The 18,647-nt window shown below is 52.1% G+C and carries 13 protein-coding genes and 1 pseudogene; 13 read left to right on the forward strand and 1 reads right to left on the reverse strand.

Annotated elements, in window-relative coordinates; genetic code table 11:
- Positions 1-331: 331 nt before the first annotated feature.
- From H6G13_RS26825 to drmC, 12 genes and pseudogenes are all read left to right on the forward strand, one after another.
- Positions 332-835 (forward strand): hypothetical protein, encoded by a 504-nt coding sequence (locus H6G13_RS26825; protein WP_242028556.1) that lies wholly within the window; start codon positions 332-334, stop codon positions 833-835.
- 2 nt (positions 836-837) lie between these two features.
- Entirely contained in the window at positions 838-1,380 is a 543-nt protein-coding gene (locus tag H6G13_RS26830; RefSeq protein WP_206756549.1) for a hypothetical protein, read from the forward strand.
- Positions 1,381-1,433: 53 nt separating this feature from the next.
- Positions 1,434-1,724: a hypothetical protein gene (locus H6G13_RS26835; RefSeq protein ID WP_190488682.1), complete on the forward strand. Its 291-nt coding sequence runs from the start codon at positions 1,434-1,436 to the stop codon at positions 1,722-1,724.
- Positions 1,725-1,757: 33 nt separating this feature from the next.
- Positions 1,758-3,194, forward strand: coding sequence for an ATP-binding cassette domain-containing protein (locus H6G13_RS26840; protein ID WP_190488690.1), 1,437 nt, complete (start codon positions 1,758-1,760; stop codon positions 3,192-3,194).
- Between the two features lie 48 nt (positions 3,195-3,242).
- Positions 3,243-4,976, forward strand: coding sequence for a DUF262 domain-containing protein (locus H6G13_RS26845; protein ID WP_190488692.1), 1,734 nt, complete (start codon positions 3,243-3,245; stop codon positions 4,974-4,976).
- Between the two features lie 58 nt (positions 4,977-5,034).
- On the forward strand, positions 5,035-7,797 hold the full coding sequence (locus H6G13_RS26850) for a DEAD/DEAH box helicase (RefSeq protein ID WP_190488694.1): 2,763 nt from the start codon (positions 5,035-5,037) through the stop codon (positions 7,795-7,797).
- Between the two features lie 62 nt (positions 7,798-7,859).
- Positions 7,860-8,192: a DUF433 domain-containing protein gene (locus H6G13_RS26855; protein ID WP_190488696.1), complete on the forward strand. Its 333-nt coding sequence runs from the start codon at positions 7,860-7,862 to the stop codon at positions 8,190-8,192.
- The gene (locus H6G13_RS26860; protein ID WP_190488697.1) at positions 8,185-8,574 is read left to right on the forward strand and encodes a DUF5615 family PIN-like protein; all 390 of its coding nucleotides are present in this window, start codon (positions 8,185-8,187) and stop codon (positions 8,572-8,574) included. Before H6G13_RS26855 ends, H6G13_RS26860 begins: the two co-directional genes overlap by 8 nt.
- 40 nt (positions 8,575-8,614) lie before the next feature.
- Entirely contained in the window at positions 8,615-9,556 is a 942-nt protein-coding gene (locus H6G13_RS28910) for a hypothetical protein (protein WP_242028557.1), read from the forward strand.
- 36 nt (positions 9,557-9,592) lie between these two features.
- Positions 9,593-12,109, forward strand: a complete 2,517-nt coding sequence (drmA, locus tag H6G13_RS26865; protein ID WP_347277538.1) for a DISARM system helicase DrmA — start codon at positions 9,593-9,595, stop codon at positions 12,107-12,109.
- 80 nt (positions 12,110-12,189) lie between these two features.
- A pseudogene (locus H6G13_RS28915) lies at positions 12,190-14,009 on the forward strand (DUF1998 domain-containing protein).
- Positions 14,009-14,809, forward strand: a complete 801-nt coding sequence (gene drmC / locus H6G13_RS26875; RefSeq protein WP_190488699.1) for a DISARM system phospholipase D-like protein DrmC — start codon at positions 14,009-14,011, stop codon at positions 14,807-14,809. The pseudogene H6G13_RS28915 and the gene drmC overlap by 1 nt, the downstream one beginning before the upstream one ends.
- Positions 14,810-15,100: 291 nt before the next feature.
- Here the strand turns inward: drmC and H6G13_RS26880 are convergent, their stop codons facing one another.
- The gene (locus tag H6G13_RS26880; RefSeq protein WP_190488701.1) at positions 15,101-17,797 is read right to left on the reverse strand and encodes a CHAT domain-containing protein; all 2,697 of its coding nucleotides are present in this window, start codon (positions 17,795-17,797) and stop codon (positions 15,101-15,103) included.
- 431 nt (positions 17,798-18,228) lie between these two features.
- Between H6G13_RS26880 and H6G13_RS26885 the strand changes: the two genes are divergently transcribed.
- Positions 18,229-18,612, forward strand: a complete 384-nt coding sequence (locus H6G13_RS26885) for a hypothetical protein (protein WP_190488703.1) — start codon at positions 18,229-18,231, stop codon at positions 18,610-18,612.
- The last annotated feature ends 35 nt before the right edge of the window (positions 18,613-18,647 follow it).

Genomic DNA, 18,647 nt, shown 5'->3' on the forward strand with positions numbered 1-18,647 from the left:
CCCTCATTGGCAGGTCAAATTGTTTGGAATCTACTCAACCGTGCTGGATTGGCTCAGGAGCTTGAAACCCAGACCTGCTGTAATAATTTGAATCTCGTTGCGCATCTCGTGGGCCTGTGTTCTAGCTGTCGTTTTGCTCCCTTACGATCCTATTGATAGGGAACTCTCTCAAGCTGCCAAGTAATTGGCATCGCTGCTTTTGTCTAATTGTCGCCTGACAAGCAATGGCGATCGTTGAGGGGATGGAGCATCGCGCACAGCAGGGACAATATGGGGTCGAACGTTTTATGTTTAATTAGGTTGAGCTACTTACGAATTCCGCGCCGACCTCATGGTTCGCAACAACCAAGGGTTGACCGACACCTACAACCGCTTCCACGACCCCGAAGAACGCGACCCCGACATCCTCAAACTGCGGGACCTGCACCAACAAATGGATCGTGCTGTCCTCAATACCTACAGTTGGCACGACATCGACACCACCTGCGGCTTCGCCCTCGACTACCTCGATATCGACACCGACAACCTTCCAACCCCCATTCAAGAACGCATCGCCTCCGGCGACCTCTTTTTTCCCACCGCCGAAGAAGCCACTGCTTTCGGTTCCCAAGTCAGCACCGGCAAGCGCAAACTCCCCTGGCGCTACCGCTGGCCCGAAACCACCCACGACGAAGTCCTTACCCGCCTTCTCGACCTCAACCAGCAGCGGCATTTAGAAGAAGTGCGCAGACACAAAGCAGTGGGCACCCTAAACGAGGGGAAAAGCCAGCGCTCTGACAAGAAGTCTCCCAAACCTCAAGCCAACACTCCTACCATCCCCGGTCTAGAAATCTAAGCATGAAACTCTCCCTGCCAATCAGCCGCCCCATGTGGCCACATATACAAACTCATACTCACTGGTCATGCTTCACCATGCTGAAGCATGGAATTGTAGGCGTATTAAGCACCCTATTGATGGTTAACTGGGCTGTTTTGCTGAGTGTCTATACTTTCGAAATTCAGTATTCCTGTAAGCCGTTAATCGAAGCCTCTACCTGTATTCCTTGTGCGCAAGCAAATCCTCCTCAATATTTTTGGCAACGTACCCATTTCTTCGTTCAGGCAGAGAACCAGCCGCCCTGCCCTGGGAATGATTCTAGCTCCGGCGATGATAGATCTGGTGTCTCTTCAAAAGATGGTTCAAAGGGTGGCAGTGGCAGCGATGGAAAGGATGAGCCAAAAACGCCAATCATTGAGCCAGACACTCTGATTAAGGGCTCCGTTGTGGGATCTGTCGTTGCTATAGGCGCAGTTGTTGTTGGTGCCCCCGCAATTGTAGCTATTGGGGTAGGGGTGGCTGTCTGGCTTACAGCCAGTGCTCTGCTGTCCTCTGGGTCCTAACAATTTAGACCCTAAATATTCTTAACGTACAAAGTTCAAACACAACTAAAACCATGACTAACCCCTCATCAGACGCTCCACAAAATATCGTTCGCTTTAGCTGGGCTATTTTCTTCCAGCGACTCACGCAAGCAAGCTTCGTACTTCTCTGTATTGGAGCCGTGCTCATCGTGCTATGGCACTTCAACGGTAGCGTGGATGTGATATTTCCTAATGCTGCAGAACCCTTAGCGTTCTTAGGCGGAGCGATCGTCCTGGTGACTTTAACTTTGCTCGGTGTCCCCGTGGTGGCAGCAACTGCAGCAGGTGTTGCCATTTGGCTAGCCATCCAAAACTTCCTTTAATACTGTCACCCCCGTTCCAGGACACCTATAGTCATGAATTTAATCGAAGTTCAGAAAGTGACCAAAAGCTTTCCAGAGGGGATTTTAGGGAAGCGTACGGTTTTGAACGATATCAATTTCACCGTGCGCCAGGGCGATTTTGTAGTGCTACGGGGCGCTAATGGTGCTGGCAAAAGCACGCTCATCAAAATCATTCTGGGCTTACAAGAACCCGATAGGGGAAGCGTTCGACTTTTTGGGCAAATGCCTAACACCCCTGAAGCCAAATTACATATAGGCACGATTTTTCAGGAGGTGACACCGCCGAATAGCTTAAAAGTTAAAGAACTGATCAATTTGGTAAGCAGCTACTATCCCGAGCCGCATTCAACCCAAGAAATTTTGCGAATGGTTGGGCTCGAAGATAAGCAAAATGCCTATCCCAGTAACTTGTCCGGAGGGCAAAAGCAGCGGCTTTACTTTGCGATCGCCCTAGTGGGCAATCCCAAGCTACTCATCCTAGACGAGCCGACTAAAAACCTAGACGAGGAAGGCCAAACAACTTTTTGGGAGCAAGTACAGCACTGCCAGGAAGCAGGTGTAACCATTTTGATGGTGACTCATATTCGAGAAGAGCAGAGCTTTTTGCAGAATGCAGCAACGCATATTATCACCTTGGCAGACGGTCAACTCGTTTACGATAAGCAACTTGCTCAACCTTCTAGTACCCCAGAGCCCCTAGTTCCCGCCTTCAGTAATCAACAAGCAAATCCTGTTAAAGTCCTGTTCATACAGACAAAAGCAGAGATTTTACAACTCATCAGAACTCCAATTTATTTGATTGGAGTATTGTTGTTTTCTGGGATGGCCAGTCTCTTCCCAGCTGGAGATCCCGATGCGATGAAGCTTCTGCTTGTACTGTTTTCCGCCATCAGCCTACTGATGTTCTCGGTGGATCGTTTGGGCAAACGAATCGCAATTGAACGTGTAGAGGGCTGGCTTAAATTACTCAAGGTCACTCCGCTACAGCCTAGCCTTTATCTCATGGCAAAGCTGATGATGACCATGTTGGTTCTGACGACTAGCCTTGCTACGATTTTTGGCATTGGCATCTACAAATTTGGCATTACGCAGTCATTCTTAGAATGGAGCCTCCTAAGTTCTGGCCTCTTGCTAGGCACCATTCCATTTGCAATAGCAGGTATTGCTCTTGGCTACATCGTTCCACCTAAAACCCTAGATGCCATTACGGGTTTATTAATACCGGTAGCTCTTATTGGTAGTGGACTATTCGCAGAGCAAATTCCAAGTTTGCTGAATGACTTAATTGTACTTTCTCCGTTTTTCCACTATAGGGGATTGATCGAATTCGCTGCTGACATTGGGGATGAACATCACCTAACACTCCATGTTCTTTGGCTCATATTCTATGCAGCCTTAGGTGGTTTACTTGCCAAGCAAGCTTATCAAAAAGATGCATTGGCCAAGTAAAATCACTGCTTAAAAACTTCTGCTTGCTCACACTCATCTCCTCTAACCATGCCTAATAGAATTCACGGTGCTGAATATCCCATAGACAGAATCTTCTGTGGTGACTTTATCTTTTCGATCCCCTTGTACCAACGGCCCTACGCCTGGGAAATTGAGCAAGCAGAAGCTTTACTAGATGACCTCCTAAGCTTCCTAGGAGACAGTACGGAACCCATCGATGAAGTGAACCCTTACTTTTTGGGCAGCATTGTTCTGATCAAGTCAGATGGTCTGCCAGAGGCAGAGGTGGTTGATGGGCAACAACGTCTCACAACTCTGACCATTTTGCTTGCTGCATTGAGGGAGGTTTTGCCAACAGAGTGGGCGAGTACTATCACCGAGCGTCTTTATCAGAAAGGAAACCCGGTTGATATAAATCCTAAGGGGAGAGAGAACCGCTATCGCCTGACATTACGAGAACGAGACGCAGGATTCTTCAAGAAGTATATTCAGACTGAGGGTGGGTTAGAGCAACTCAAAGCTCTTAAAGATGCTGTTCTACCCGATAGCCAAGCTCATATTCGGGATAACGCATTAATATTGCTCAATCGACTGACGCAAATCAGCGAACAGGAACTCTGTCAATTAACTCAATTTCTTCTGTACAAATGCCTGCTAGTGGTTGTTTCCACCCCAGATATGGATTCGGCCTACCGTATCTTCTCCGTCCTCAACGATCGCGGCCTAGACCTTTCGCACAGCGACATCCTTAAATCTGAAATCATTAGCAAAATTCCTGCCGCTCAACAAGAGTACTACAACCGACGATGGGAAGATACCGAAGCTATGTTGGGAAGATCTACTTTCCAAGACCTGTTCTCCCATATTCGGATGATCTACCGCAAGACAAAGCAAAAAGACTCTGTACTGAAAGAAGTGAGGGAGTACGTAAAGCCCAGCGAAAACCCCATCCATTTTATTGATGAGGTGCTGTGCCCAACCGCCCAAGCCCTCGCAGATATCCAAGACTGCTCCTACGAGAGCCACCAGCACGCCGAAGCCATCAATACCTACTTCAAACATCTCAACCAAATCGATAATGCTGATTGGCTACCGTCCGCCATTGCGTTTTTGTCGAAATATCGTCACCATCCTGACAAGTTGCTCATCTTCTTCAGGGATCTTGACCGTCTTGTCTCCGGTCTGATGATTCAACGGACTGACATTAACCAACGAATCAGACGCTATAGTGCCCTGCTTACTTGGATTGAAGAAAACCAGAATTTGAGTCAACCTGATTCTCCAATGCACTTGACCGCTAAGGAGTGCGAGAGCATTATTCAAAGGTTGAATGGCCCACTCTATCTAGAAACTAAGATTCGGCTTTATGTGTTGCTTCGGCTAGATCAGTATCTTGCTGGCGGTAACGCTGTATATAACTTCTCCCGCATCACAGTGGAGCACGTTTTACCTCAAAATCCATCTCCCAACAGCCAGTGGTTAGAGTGGTTCCCTGACGAGGAGAAACGCCAGGAATACGTCCATTGCTTAGGTAACCTGACGCTACTGCCTGGCCACAAAAACAGTAGCGCCCAAAACTATGACTTTGAGACCAAAAAGAATAAATACTTCAGCCGCCAACAGAAGGAAACGGCTGAAGGCAGTGTATCGCCATTTGCCATCACTACCCAAGTACTTAACCAGCCTAAATGGACACCTGAAGCTATTGAACAACGTCAGAAAGAGCGCTTGGACTGCTTGAAACAACTCTGGCGTTTGAATGAACCCGCTGTTGTGTCCTAAATGTCTCAAATATCTCAAATCGCATCTGTTTTCTAATTAAATCAGAAATTGCTTAATAATGCTTCTGACCAAACCCTCACCTACCCAAAGCTCCTACCCATTCTCTTGGGATACCTTCACTGACCGGACTATCATTGCCCTAGCTCAGGCTGCCGCGGGCGATTCATGGTATCTGGCCAAAGCAGCACCCAAAGCTTGGCTCCAGCAGCACTATCCTTATCCAAATGAAGCCTTTATCGCCCAAACCAAAACTGCCCTAGAACAAACCTGGCTCCCCGAGTATGAGGGCGCAAAGCAGGTCGTAGATTACCTGCTTGATGTCGGCATTGGGCCAATGGGTAGCCCTAGAACCCAGAAAGACTACGTTCAGTACATCCAGAGATGCCGCAACTCCAAAACTGTTCGGCTACGCCTCCTCGAAGCGATGCTGCACTGGGGCAACCCCCAACGAGATAAAAACGACGTCTCTCCCTTTAAGGACTATGTCCACCGCTATGTCAGCCTAGACCCCACAATACAACCCCAGGATCCTCGGCAACCTCACGACTACCAGCAAGAGGCTTGGCAAAAACTGTCAGCCCATCTTGCCGAATCTGAAGTTACAGGCCGCTTCGAAGGGCTATTGGTAATGCCCACTGGGTCAGGGAAAACCTATACAGCGACCCGCTGGCTTGTCGATTCTGTTTTGAATAGGGGTTACCGTGTTCTTTGGTTAGCCCATCGCCATGAGTTGTTGGAGCAAGCTGCACGGGAGTTCCATGCCCTTTCAAGTCGAGCTATAGGGCTAAAGCAAGTCCAAGTCAGGATCGTTTCTGGGATCCACTGTTCAACAAGTCAGATTAGCAAAACGGATGATGTCATCCTTTGTTCGATCATGAGCTTGGCTCAGAACATCAACCGGATTAAATGGCTATTAACAGATCCCAAGACATTTTTGGTAGTTGATGAAGCCCATCATGCCGTCGCCAGTACTTATAAAGCTCTGATCACAGCCCTGCGTCGTCGGGAACGGCACTGCGTCTTGGGCTTAACAGCGACTCCCACACGCACGGTTGAGCAAGAACAAGGAGTTCTCTCCGCCCTATTCGGGGGACGAATTCTCTACGAGCAAACTATCCAAAATCTCGTTGAACGTGAATTTCTTGCCCAACCACACCCGATTCGAGTCTGGACTGCAGTTGATGCTGAAGACGGTGTTACAGCCTTTGATGAAGATTTTCTAGCTCGGTTCAACAAGCTGTCTGAAGCCTGGTTAGAACGCCTCGCCCATATTGAAGAGCGTAATTCTCTAATTATTCAGCACTATTTAGATAATCGAGAAAAATACGGCAAAACTCTGATTTTTGCCCTCAACGTTGCCCATGCAGCTTTACTGACTGACCGCTTCCGGGAACGAGGTATTCGGGCTGAATATGTTGCTTCCTATCGGCTGGATGCAAGCCCTGAAAATAATACGGCGATCGTTCAACGCTTTAAGAATTCCAGCGGAGTAGACGGTATTGACGTCCTTATTAACGTACAGCTCCTGACTGAAGGAGTGGACATTCCTAATATTCAAACCGTCTTTTTAGCCCGCCCAACCATCAGCGGAATTCTCATTCGTCAAATGATTGGACGAGCAATGCGAGGTGTAAAAGCAGGAGGAACTAAGGAAGCCTATTTAGTTGCCTTTGAGGACCAGTGGGAGCGCTTCCGCGATTGGCAAGATCCATTTGGAATACTTCCGCCTGGTGTAATCGGTCCAGGTCCAGATGGTGACCCATCACCCACTCCTATAACCATTGTTGAAGCGTTACCTTGGGACATCATCCGGAGTGCTGCCGCGGAAATCGCCAAACTAGGGACGGGAATCGAGGCTGACGTGTTTGAGGTAATTCCTCACGGTTACTATGTTCTATCCCGGTTTAATGAGGATGAGTATGTCTCCCAAATCGTTTCGACTTACGAGCACCAAGAGCTCTATTGGAATGAGCTGCTAGAACACCTGTGGCAACTGGATGCCGAGCAGGTAGCACAACTTAGACAGTCGCTAGAAACCACCGACAAATCCAAACTCGATGATCTTCTAAAGGCCAGCTTTGACGAGTTTTTCTTTGATTGCGATCATCCTTGGCCCTCTCTCCACGATATTCATCGTGTTCTAATCCATCGTTGTGCCGGTTGCGAGCAGCCCCAATTCCACCCGCTGATTGAGCGCGACCAATGCGACCCATATAAGTTGGCTGACAAAATTTGGGAGCAGCAGCTTGGTCCACGGGATAAGAGTGCTCTCGTAGAAGACAGCTACACCAAGCTGGCGAGAGCAATCTACCCTGACCTACGCAGCTTTCGTGCTGCCGTTGAGGATGCCCTCTACGAAATTCAGTATCCAGAAGATACTACTCGACGACGACGGGCAATTCCTATCCCTGATCCTCGCCCTGATAAGCAGATGGCAGTGGGTCCACACCATGATTTAGATAGCCTGATGGCGGATGTTTTAAAGGAAGGTGCAGCTCTCCTAAATCTCACCTCATCGTTACCTGCACCAGCCCGAGTTGAGTGGACTCGCCGAATTCTAAAAGGATGGTATGGGCAGGCCTATTGGGATACAAATGCAACCAACGGGCAGGGCTATATCCGTATTAACCGATTGCTTGACAGTCCTGATATGAAAGCAGAGCACTTGAAGTTTCTACTGTGGCATGAATACCTGCACCTCTACCTCCAGCAGGGACATTCATCAACTTTTCGTGAACACGAACGGGTTTGGCCCAATTATCAAGACGCAGACAACTTCATGGATACTCTCAATGAAAAGTTTGGGATTCAGTATTGGTAGGTAAGCTGCGTAGAACAACAACGCTACTTTTAGAAAAAATCTTGCCCCCACTACCTGTCGCTATGAACGTCAAGCTTGTTGAATCCCTTGTCCAGGCTGTCGAGTCCTTACCCCCAGAGGACTATGCTCTGTTTCAAGAGCAACTCTCCTCCCGCAGCATCCAAAAAACTGAAGGTGTCTGCGGGGGACATGCTCGCATTCGCAATACCCGCATCCCTGTCTGGACAATCGTCTCATTACAAAATCAGGGAGCCGACGATGCCGAACTGCTCCGCAATTTTCCCGGCTTAACATTGTTTGATTTGACAGCGATGCGGACCTACTATGCAGCCCACACTGCTGAAATCGATAGTGCGCTTGCCCATGAGGCTGATGAGGACAGTGTGGATGGCTAGGTTTTACTCCAACGAAAACTTGCCTATGGATCTTGTGGAGGTACTTCGCCAGCTCAACCATGATGTGTTGACTTCTTACGAAGCGGGGCAAGCGAACCAGGGCATTCCAGACAAAGCTGTGCTGGCCTTTGCTACGGCTGAAAACCGCAGCGTGATCACACTCAACCGTCAAGACTTTATCGATTTACATCGCAGCGGCATTAATCATGGAGGCATCGTCATTTGTAAAGACGACCGCGACTACCAAGGACAGGCCCAGACCCTACATATCTATGTAGAAACCGCAGGCCAGTCTCTGTTTGATCGATTAATTCGCATTCAAAAGCAGAACCAGCCCAGGTCCAAAGCTCAGGCTTTTGTCGTCAAGGAATACCCCAAGTAAGGCTCTTCTGCTTCATCACAGCTGCCAAGAGAAAGATGCTATGACCACTTCCGCTGAAATTCGCTCCACTTTGGTTGAGGCCCTACAACTAGACTTGGTCGGTCCCACCCCTGGTGATACTGAGCATGCCGAGGAAATTCTTAAGCAGGCTCCATCCAAGTGGTATCTCACCGGATTCCTTGTCCCCTTCGGTGCACCACCCGAGATCCGAACGGACGACGATGAAGAGGACATGCCCGAGGAACTCACGAAGAGTGAAACCAGCGAAGACAGCAAAACCCCAGACAAGCCACCTGCGCGTAAGGCATTCTTTCCCTCCTCCATGGGGTTAAGTTTTTTGGTTTCTGCCAATACCAAAGAGATCGAGGCTATCATCAGTTGGGGCGACTATATCCCGTTTGATCTCAATTCTGAAGTCTCAGACATAGAGGATGAGGAAAAGGGCAAGAAGCGCAAAAAGGAAGCCTGGAAGCGAATTTCTCAGAAAGCGATCCTTACTATACCTGTTGAAGAAACTCACGAACCCTTGCAGTTCGAGATTCTAGGGGGTAGGGGTCTCACCCTCGTGATTACTTGCCGCCAAGTACGAGACAGCCGCTTTCCCACAGGCACTCTCTCCGCCTCAGTCTTCCTAGTGAACTACCGCCAAGCTACCCACGGCGATCGCGATGTCACCTTCGCTTTCCAAACCTGTCTCAGCCTCAGTTGCCCCGAAGGTTTCGTCCCACGGCCTGATCCTCGTGGCATCAACACCGACGATTGGGACGAAGCCGTAGCATCCCTTCAATACCAAGAAGACTACGAGTTTGCCGTCGGCCATAACGTCTCAGCCGTTGCCAAAGCAACAGGTGACCACTGCACTGAAATTTGCACTACCTGGATTCCTACTTCAGAGGTGCCTAGAGTCAACGCTGCCACCATCAAAAATGTTCAGTTGGGGGCGTTGCTGAATAGAGGGATGGCTTCACTCATATTGAAATGAAGCGTCAAGGATTCCAGGTATTGCTTCATCCCCAGGATCAGCAACGCCCAGTTGGGCATGGAGTCCTTAGCCAATGCCTCCACTCCCGCAGTCATTCAAGAGATGGTAGGGCCACTCGTCAGTGAGTATCGTCTCTGGATTGAAACTCAGCGCTCTACCCCCATCCATCCTCCAAAAGCTGCTGAAGTAGCCCAGAACTTGCTTGATCGTGCTAGTCAGAGTTGCGATCGCATTGAAGCCGGACTAAATGCCCTCGATGATCCAGCCGTCTTTGAAGCATCTCGCTTGGCTAATCGTGCGATCGCGACCGCCAGACGACGACAGCTTAGCCAGGAACAAGGAAAGCCGCCAGAAAGCTTCAACGAGCCTAGCTGGCGACCCTTTCAGCTCGCGTTTATCTTGCTCAACCTAACGGGGTTAGCCCAGCCTGAACATTGCGATCGCAATGTTGTAGACCTGCTGTTCTTCCCCACCGGCGGTGGTAAGACCGAAGCTTACCTGGGGCTCGCCGCCTTTACCCTCATCCTACGGCGGCTTAAGTATCCCGGTACCCAAGCCGCGGGAATGAGCGTCCTCATGCGCTATACCCTGCGCCTGCTAACGCTAGACCAGCTAGAGCGGGCCTCGCGCCTGGTCTGTGCTCTGGAGCTAGAGCGGCAAAAAGCGCCCGATAAACTAGGCACTTGGCCCTTTGAAATTGGCCTCTGGGTTGGCCAAAGTGCTACACCCAACAAAATGGGCAAGCGAGGGGATAAGGATGAATACTCCGCTCGCGAGCGCACGCTTGCTTTCAAAAGGGATAGCAAGGGCAAACCCTCGCCTATTCTGTTAGAACGCTGCCCCTGGTGCGGAGAAAAGTTCACCACCAATTCCTTCCAACTACTGCCTAGTGAGGACGAGCCTAAGAATCTAAAAGTTATGTGCGTCGCTCGAGGCAGCGATTTTCGTAGTCGTAATTCGCTGCCTATTCTGGCCGTTGACGAACCAATCTACCGCCGATTGCCTTGCTTCATCATCGCAACTGTTGATAAGTTCGCAGCGCTACCTTGGGTAGGCCAAACGGGAGCGCTCTTTGGCCGTGTTACCCATTTTCAGCAGGGAGAGGGCTTCTACAGCCACGGCGATCCAAGCGTAGCGGGACAACGCTTAAACGAATTCCTGCCACCACCAGATCTGATTATTCAGGATGAACTGCACTTGATTTCTGGCCCCTTAGGAACAATGGTGGGGCTCTACGAAACTGCGATCGATGCCTTATGCTGCCGAGAGGAAAACGGCAAAACTATTCGGCCCAAAGTTATTGCCTCAACGGCTACCGTCAGACGAGCTGACCGCCAAATTCAAGCGCTCTTTGGCCGCAGTCACGTTGGTATCTTCCCGCCCCCTGGCCCAGACCGGCACGACTCCTTCTTTGCTAAGACTGACTTTCAGGCATCAGGCCGTCTCTACACGGGTATTGCGGCTCAAGGCCGCAGCTTAAAAGTGGTGCTACTTAGGGTGTACCTAGCCCTACTAGCAGCAGCCCAGAAACAGTGGATTGATGCAGGAGGACACAGTAACAAGGGGAACCCAGCGGATCCCTACATGACCCTACTTGGCTATTTCAACTCCTTAAGAGAGCTAGGTGGTAGCCGTCGCATTGTCGAGGATGAAGTTAACTCCCGACTCACTAAATATGGCGATCGCCTACGTGAAGGCAACCTAGTTGGGCCCTTCCTCCATCGAAAAATCGACGAAGAGCCGGAAGAACTAACTTCACGCGTTAGCACCAATAAAATTGCTAATACTAAGCGACGGTTAGCTTTGCCCTTCAACAATAAGGAGCGGGTAGACGTTGCCTTAGCAACCAACATGATCTCTGTCGGCCTCGACATCGTTCGTCTGGGCCTGATGGTAGTTCTGGGTCAACCCAAAACTGCTGCTGAATACATTCAGGCTACCAGCCGGGTCGGTCGAGATCCCCAAAAGCCAGGTTTAGTGGTGACACTAATGAACATTCACCGCCCCCGAGATCGTTCCCACTACGAGCGCTTCCAAAGCTGGCACAACAGCTTCTACCGGGCTGTGGAAGCTACCAGTGTCACACCCTTCTCGCCACGCGCTTTAGACCGGGGGCTGGCCGGAGTCACCGTCGCTCTAGCACGATTAAAGGTTCCTGAGATGACACGCCCTCTGGGGGCATCCAACATTACTGAGTACCGGGAGGCTGTCAATGCAGCGGTAGATACTATTGCTCGTCGAGCCGAAAGCCACAGCCCCGATCTAGATGGTGAAGCCGCCAATGAACTCCGCTCAAGTGTACGCGCTCAGGTGGTTGATTTGCTCGATACTTGGGCACGAATTTTAGAGCGTGATCAGCGGCTGCAGTACCAGAAAGAGGCCGACCTAACTCCACCACTTCTGTTGGATGCTTTTGACCCAGAAGCCGATAAAAAGCCGATTGATCAGCAGAAGTTTAAGACTCAACGCAGCCTGCGGGATGTGGAAGCCAGTGTCAACCTGTGGATTCGAGATCCGTACACCCTTGAAGATGTAGAGGTAGGAGCCGAATGAGCAAGTCCAGTAAGTCAAAAGCAAAACCCAGCGGTGAACTCCGCCAAAGCCAAATGCTTACAACCTTTGGCCCTGGCTCCATGGTCGACTTGCCTGCTCGTTCCGTGATTATCTCAGGGCTCAACTTCTGGAAGGGGGAAAAGCAATACATCCGGGAAGATCGCCTCAAGTACAAAGTCGCGGAGAGTCTACAACTGCCGGATGGCCAAGACATCAAACTATTTTCGCCACCCAAGCAATCGAACGATCCTCAAGCTGCTGTAAGCGGAGTTGATGCTTTTGTCTTTCCCACCTGGTTTCTAGCACAGGTAGATCAAACCATTGAGCGTGACGGAAAAACATACAGAACCCGTCCATTTGTCTCCTGGAACTCTGTTAAAGAGGGCGCAAAATTCGAGGGTAAGTCGGTTCAGACGGTTCCTGTTCGTTTCGTGCAGGCTTGCACCAATGGACACTTAAGCGATATCAACTGGAGTGCTTTTGTCCATAACGACTTTCAGGCTAAGTGCCGAGGGCAGCTTTGGCTAGATGAGGCCGGCTCTGGCAACGATTTTGAGGAGATCTTCGTTCGCTGTGAGCAGTGTGGTAAGCGGCGACCCCTCTCCCAAGCAAAAATCACTGACTCCAAGGTACTGGGTCCATGTGAAGGTCACCGCCCTTGGTTAGGAACACGAGGGAAGGAACCCTGCAGGCGTCATAGGAGAACACAAGCCGGAGACATTGTCGCAACGGATCAACCAGAATACAACCGCCTGTTAGTCAGATCTGCCAGCAATGCCTACTTCAGCCAAATTCTCAGCGTCATTTCCATGCCTGATAAAGAGGCTGAGCTGAAAAGAGCCGTAGATCGGTTCTATGAAGAAGATTTGCAATTTGCAGAAGATTTAGCAGATATCAGAAAAGAGCTACGAAAGCCCAAGTTCTCCGACCTGGCACCATTTGGTGCAGAGGCCGTTTGGGCTGAAATTGAGCGGCGCAAAGCAGGGCTCTCTACCCCCGATAAAAGCATCAAGCAGGTTGAGCTAGAAGCCTTACTCTCTTGCCCTGAGGAGAAAGGAAAGGAAGCACCTTCTGATGATGGGGTGTTTGAGGGCTACACCCGACGACGAGACAGCCTTGCCCCTCAGTGGCAACACGTTATTGAGAAGGTCGTGCTGGTTCACCGTCTTCGAGAAGTGATTGCCCTAATTGGCTTTACCGCTTTGAGGCGGCAATGCCAAATATCGAAGGTGAAATCGATGATCTCGAAATTGGGGTGCGTAGAGCGACACTTGACTTTGAGCCCAACTGGGTGCCTGCTATTGAAAACTTAGGAGAAGGGGTCTTTATTAGCTTTAAAGAGGAAATTGTAGAGGAGTGGCTTACTAAGCCTGCTGCACAAGAACGCACCGAGGCGCTGGAGCGTGGCTTTAACAAATGGGCAGAAACTAGAGGCATTCCCCTTGAAAAAACTCGGTTCCCAGGGGCTGCCTACACCATGCTGCATTCCCTCTCCCACCTGCTAATCACAGCAGTGTCTCTGGAGTGCGGTTATGCCTCTAGCGCTATCCGAGAGCGGATCTATGCCTTCCCTGATATCGGCTATGGCATTCTGCTCCATACCGGCACCTCTGGTTCTGAAGGAACGTTAGGAGGGTTGGTCGAGGTGGGCCGGCGAATCGAGCATCATTTGAATAAAGCCTTGGAGCAGGGATGGCTTTGTTCTAATGATCCGGTGTGTGCTCAGCATGAGCCGCATAATGTTCAGGAGGATCGGTTCCTACAAGGGGCTGCTTGCCATGGGTGCCTGCTGATCGCTGAAACTTCTTGCGAACGGCGGAACGAGATACTGGATCGGGCACTGGTAACTAGCACGGTGGAGGGCTTGGGGGCCGAGTTCTTCCCAGATGAGGCATTCTGATGTCTCCCTTTCTCAGGCTGAGCCGCCCTGCACTTAGCAGCATTGCTGATGCTTTGGAGACTGAAAGACTAGCATTTCCTGCGTCCTCGGTATCTCTTCGTAGCTACGTCCCTGAGACTCTTTTGCCTGAGGTCGTTGCGGAAGTTAATCAGCTACACCAGCAGGGCATGACTGGGAATCAAATTGCATACATGTTGAGGCTGCTGGCTCAAGAGAGAACCGCCTCTCAAGCAAGACAAGACCTGATCGATTTGGTGTGGACTGGGCCAGAAGTGCTGGGAACCGAAAGCCGAGATACTGGAGTTGTTGTGCGAGAGCTATTCAGCAGCGCCCAGCATAGCGTTCTGATCTCTAGTTTTGCCATTGACCAAGGTGCTAAAGGCCATGAGCTTTTTCGCCCTCTGGCTGAGCGTATGGATACTAATCCAAACTTGCAGGTCAGAATGTTTCTCAATGTCAAACGAAAGTATCAAGACCCTACACCAGCCTCGGTATTACTCAGGCAGTTTGCAGAAACCTTTCGCCGCCATGTATGGCCGGGAAAGCGTTTACCGGAAGTCTTCCACGACCCCAGAGCGGTTGAGATGACCGCTGACTCAAACGTCTGTCTGCAGGCTAAGTGCGTGGTTGTAGATGAGGAACGGCTTTTGATCACCTCAGCCAACTTTACTGAGGCAGCTCATGAGAGAAATATCGAAGCTGGAATCCTTATGACTGACCGTATAGTTGCCAGAGCCATTCGTTCCCAGTTTGAAATGCTGTCTGCCAGAGGTGCGTTAAAGCGGGTGCCAGGGCTTTGAACAATAGACTTCCTTAACTCGTCCCGAAAGTGGCAAAGGTGTATTTGAGCCGTTCAGTTCATTCACAGTGCTCGACTAGCTGCTATACGCACAACTAATCAACGTCAGAATGGGTCTTTCAGGCGACAAAATCAGCAAAAATTGACTTTGTACTACTGGATTTTGAGAAAAATTAGGCCACTTTTAGTCCAGAGGATGTACTAACGAAAAAGCTTGTCTCATCAGGGATTGCTCCGTGAGTTGTCTGAAAAGGCGCTTTGCTACTGGAGGACCTTCAACAGAGCCAGCCTCTTACAGTCCATTGCCGATCAGAATAAACGGTGCCCAGTAATAAGGGTGGGCCAAGGAGCCGCCCGCTACCGGAGGTTGACCCGTCTGGCTGCTAATCAGCTCTATGGTGCCCCGCTGCCCCCCGACAGCAGAAAAATCGCCCGTAATCAGCGCTTGCTGGGCTGCTTGCAGAGCCTCAGCCTTGGTCATGCCCTGGCCCAGGGCGTCGTAGAAGGCACTCATCAGCACCTGGGTGCCCTGGTCGCTCACCTTCCACAGCGAGGCCAGCACCCCCAGGGCACCAGCCTCTTGAATCTGGTAGCCCAAGCCCAAAATCTCCACACCGCTGCCCAGCTGGGGGCTGCCCACGGCAGTTTCACAGGCGCTGAGCACCACCAGTTCGGTGTGGCTGAGGCTCCAGCTCTGGCGGATGGTCTCCAGGGTGACCGCTTCACCGCTGCCGAGCACCACAAAGGACTGGCTCGGTTGGTTTTCCACCACCGCGCCGTGGGTGGCCAGGTGAATGATGCTGTAGCTGCCCAGGCGATTTTCTAGCTCGCTGCGGTTAAAGCCCTCGTTTAGCAGCACGCTGGTGTTGGGCACCTGCTCGGCCAGGGCTTTGACTTCGGTTTCGCTGTAGGGCAGGTCGCCAAAGGGAAAGGTCGCCCCGCCCACGGTGATGGTAAAGCTGCACTCGGCGCAGGCTGCCGCCAGCAAGCGCCGCCTACTGGCATTAGGCACCTGGTCAAAGTTGGTCAACGAGGCAGCTGTGATATGACTGAGGCTAAAGCGCTGGGCCAAATACTGCTCGCCATCGTGGAGGGCGGCTAGGGGCAGGTAGCGCAGCGCTCCATCGGGAGCGTAGAGCAGCGACTCGATGCCCGCCTGCTCCAGTTGGGGTTCGAGGGGGGCGACCAGCCAGCTGTAGAGCTGCTGGGCCAGGGGTTGAATGTCGCTGCTGGGGTCTTTGAGGGCCTGGCCAAAGGCGACAATGGCGCGGTTTAGCTCTTCCCCCTTGACAGCGATGGGGTAGCGCAGGGGGGGGCCATCGGCGGTGACCAGAACCAGTTCGAGGCGGTCGCTCAAAATCAGCGGGTAGAGCAGGGCAGTCTTTTGGGGCAGGGCACGCAGGTTGTTTTGCAGGGCGCGGTGCTGGGTCTCGATGGCCAGGTTTTGCCCTGCCGTCTCCTGGCGGATTTGCGCTAGCAGTGAGCGCACCTCTGGCAGGTCGAGAAAGGCGGTGAAGCGGCGCTGGACGTCGGTGCTGCGCTGGCGCAGGGTAGCGAGGCGCTGCTGCTGTTCGGGGCTGAGACTGTCGTAGCCGGCGGCTTGCAGTTGGGCGAGTTCATCGGCGTCAGTGATGACCTGCTGGTAGAGAGCCAGCAGGTCTGACTCCACTTGCCAAAAGGCGACGCCGCTAGTGGTGGAGTCGGTGCTGCGCACCCCTCGCAGAGAATCATCGAGCTCTTGCACCTTGAGCAGGTCGAGCACCCGCTGGGCTTCGAGAATGCGGTTTTGTTGCAGCAGCAGGTCGGCCAGGGTGCGGTAGGTGCCGGCGACGGTGTCGGTGAAGGACTGCTGCAGGCTAGTATCTAGCCCTTGCAGGCCGCCGCGGATGGATTCGCGCACATCCACCGAGGATTTGAGGAAGACAATAGCGAGTTCGGGCTGGTCTTGGTCGTTGAGGAGATTGCCGAGGTTACTGAGGGTAATGCCCGCTTCAGCTCGGCTGCCCAGGGCGCTGAAGATGGAAAGGGCTTGGCTGTAGAAATCGATAGCGAGGTCGTACTGCTCTAGGTTGCGGTAAGCAAGGCCCAAACTTCCCAGGGCACGCCCTTCCCCGCCCCGGTCGCCAATCTCACGGAAGAGAGACAGGGTTTGCTCATAGAACTCGATGGCGCGGCGATACTCCCCCAGCCTGTAGTAAGCAATGCCCAAATTCCCCAGAGCAGTCCCTTCCCCGCTCCGGTCGCCAATCTCACGGGCGATTGCTAGCCTTTGCTCATGGAACTCAATGGCGCGGCGATACTCCCCTAGGTTGTTGTAAGCAAGGCCCAAGTTCCCCAGAGCAACCCCTTCCCTGCCCCGGTTGCCCAGCTCACGGGCGATCTCCAGGTGTTGCTCTTGGAACTCGATGGCGCGGCGATACTCCCCCAGGTTGTTGTAAGCAAGGCCCAAGTTCCCCAGGACTGCCCCTTCCGCGCCCCGGTCGCCAATCTCACGGGCGATCTCCAGACTTTGCTCATGGAACTCAATGGCGCGGCGATAGTCCCCTAGGTTGCGGTAAGCATTGCCCAAATTCCCCAGGGCTGCCCCTTCCGCGCCCCGGTCGCTCACCTCACGGGCAATTGCCAGACTTTGCTCATAGAACTCAATAGCGCGGCGATAGTCCCCTAGATTGTGGTAAGCATTGCCCAAGTGCCCTAACGCACGCCCTTCGCCACGGCGATTCTGGATGTCCCGATAGATAGCCAGTGCCTGTTCCCACGACTGCAACGCCTGGAGATACTGGCTGCGGTTTTGTTGCTCAAGGCCCTGCGAAAGTAGCCGATCTGCCTCAGCTTTGCGGGCAATGCCACGAAAGTCTTGGGCTAGATGCACCGAGGGGGGTAGCGTTTCCAGAGTCTCTACGACACCTGAAAGCCCTGGCCGCTGGAGAGACAGAGTGAGCAAACCGGCAAGGAGGGTTAGACCCAGTAGCTTAGCGGGGTGGCGCATGGGGACAAGTCTCTAGGCAGGCGCAGTGACATCACTATATATCTCTCACCTCAGATCACTTATTCAGCCTTTAGGGATCTTGGGCTCCCTTGATAGTCGCTAGGTCGCAGTCACGCGATCTGGCGTCCCATCTATTGCAACCTGCTTTTTAAGCTGGCTTCTAGCTCCTCGCGCGCCTGTAAATGCCCACCTGTCAAGCTCGATTCACTGCCTGCTCGACCATTTAGAAATGGGCTGCCCGAAACGCCGTGTTGATTCCCAAGGTAAACAGGCACAGGTCACGCGGCTGATCCCGCAGCAGCCCCGGCGATAATTTACTTGGCGAGTTTAGGGGAAGGGTCGAGGCGGGCGATCCGGCGTTCGCTCGATTTGCTGATTGAAACTTTTATTGAGATTAGCGATGGGGTCGCTCCCTCGGCATCTGGCTCTGCTTGCGTTTCCCCTGGTGGGAGCTGCGCTATCAGCACACCTCGGCTATTCGAGTGCGACTGCAGGAGCGCTATGCACCGGCAACGGCTAATAAGGCGCTCTCGGCACTGCGGCGGGTGCTTCAGGAATGCTGGCGGCTGGGGCTGATGGATGTGGAGTCCTACCAGCGGGCTGCTGACCTCTCCAATATTCAAGGGGAGACGATACCGGCTGGCCGTGACATCTCACCTGGTGAGGTGTGGGCGCTAATGGCGGATTGCACTAAGTGCGATCGCAACATCGATTACCGAGATGCGGCAGTGCTGGCGGTGCTGTTGGTGGGCCTGCGGCGCTCCGAGGTAGTGAGTCTGGACTTAGGCAACTATGGGGTATGGCAACGATCCTGACGAAAAGGTATCATATCTCGCTAGAACCCTTACTT

It is taken from the genome of Pseudanabaena sp. FACHB-2040, from assembly GCF_014696715.1.
In the GTDB taxonomy this organism is placed as follows: Bacteria; Cyanobacteriota; Cyanobacteriia; order Phormidesmidales; family Phormidesmidaceae; genus JACVSF01.

Excerpts from the sequence above, each read along its gene's own strand:
- H6G13_RS26835 (WP_190488682.1), top strand. The coding sequence starts at position 1,434 with ATGACTAACCCCTCATCAGACGCTCCACAAAATATCGTTCGCTTTAGC.
- H6G13_RS26825 (WP_242028556.1), top strand. The coding sequence starts at position 332 with ATGGTTCGCAACAACCAAGGGTTGACCGACACCTACAACCGCTTCCAC.
- H6G13_RS28910 (WP_242028557.1), top strand. The coding sequence starts at position 8,615 with ATGACCACTTCCGCTGAAATTCGCTCCACTTTGGTTGAGGCCCTACAA.
- H6G13_RS26840 (WP_190488690.1), top strand. The coding sequence starts at position 1,758 with ATGAATTTAATCGAAGTTCAGAAAGTGACCAAAAGCTTTCCAGAGGGG.
- H6G13_RS26855 (WP_190488696.1), top strand. The coding sequence starts at position 7,860 with ATGAACGTCAAGCTTGTTGAATCCCTTGTCCAGGCTGTCGAGTCCTTA.
- H6G13_RS26880 (WP_190488701.1), bottom strand. The coding sequence starts at position 17,797 with ATGCGCCACCCCGCTAAGCTACTGGGTCTAACCCTCCTTGCCGGTTTG.
- H6G13_RS26860 (WP_190488697.1), top strand. The coding sequence starts at position 8,185 with ATGGCTAGGTTTTACTCCAACGAAAACTTGCCTATGGATCTTGTGGAG.
- drmC (WP_190488699.1), top strand. The coding sequence starts at position 14,009 with ATGTCTCCCTTTCTCAGGCTGAGCCGCCCTGCACTTAGCAGCATTGCT.
- H6G13_RS26830 (WP_206756549.1), top strand. The coding sequence starts at position 838 with ATGAAACTCTCCCTGCCAATCAGCCGCCCCATGTGGCCACATATACAA.
- H6G13_RS26845 (WP_190488692.1), top strand. The coding sequence starts at position 3,243 with ATGCCTAATAGAATTCACGGTGCTGAATATCCCATAGACAGAATCTTC.
- H6G13_RS26850 (WP_190488694.1), top strand. The coding sequence starts at position 5,035 with ATGCTTCTGACCAAACCCTCACCTACCCAAAGCTCCTACCCATTCTCT.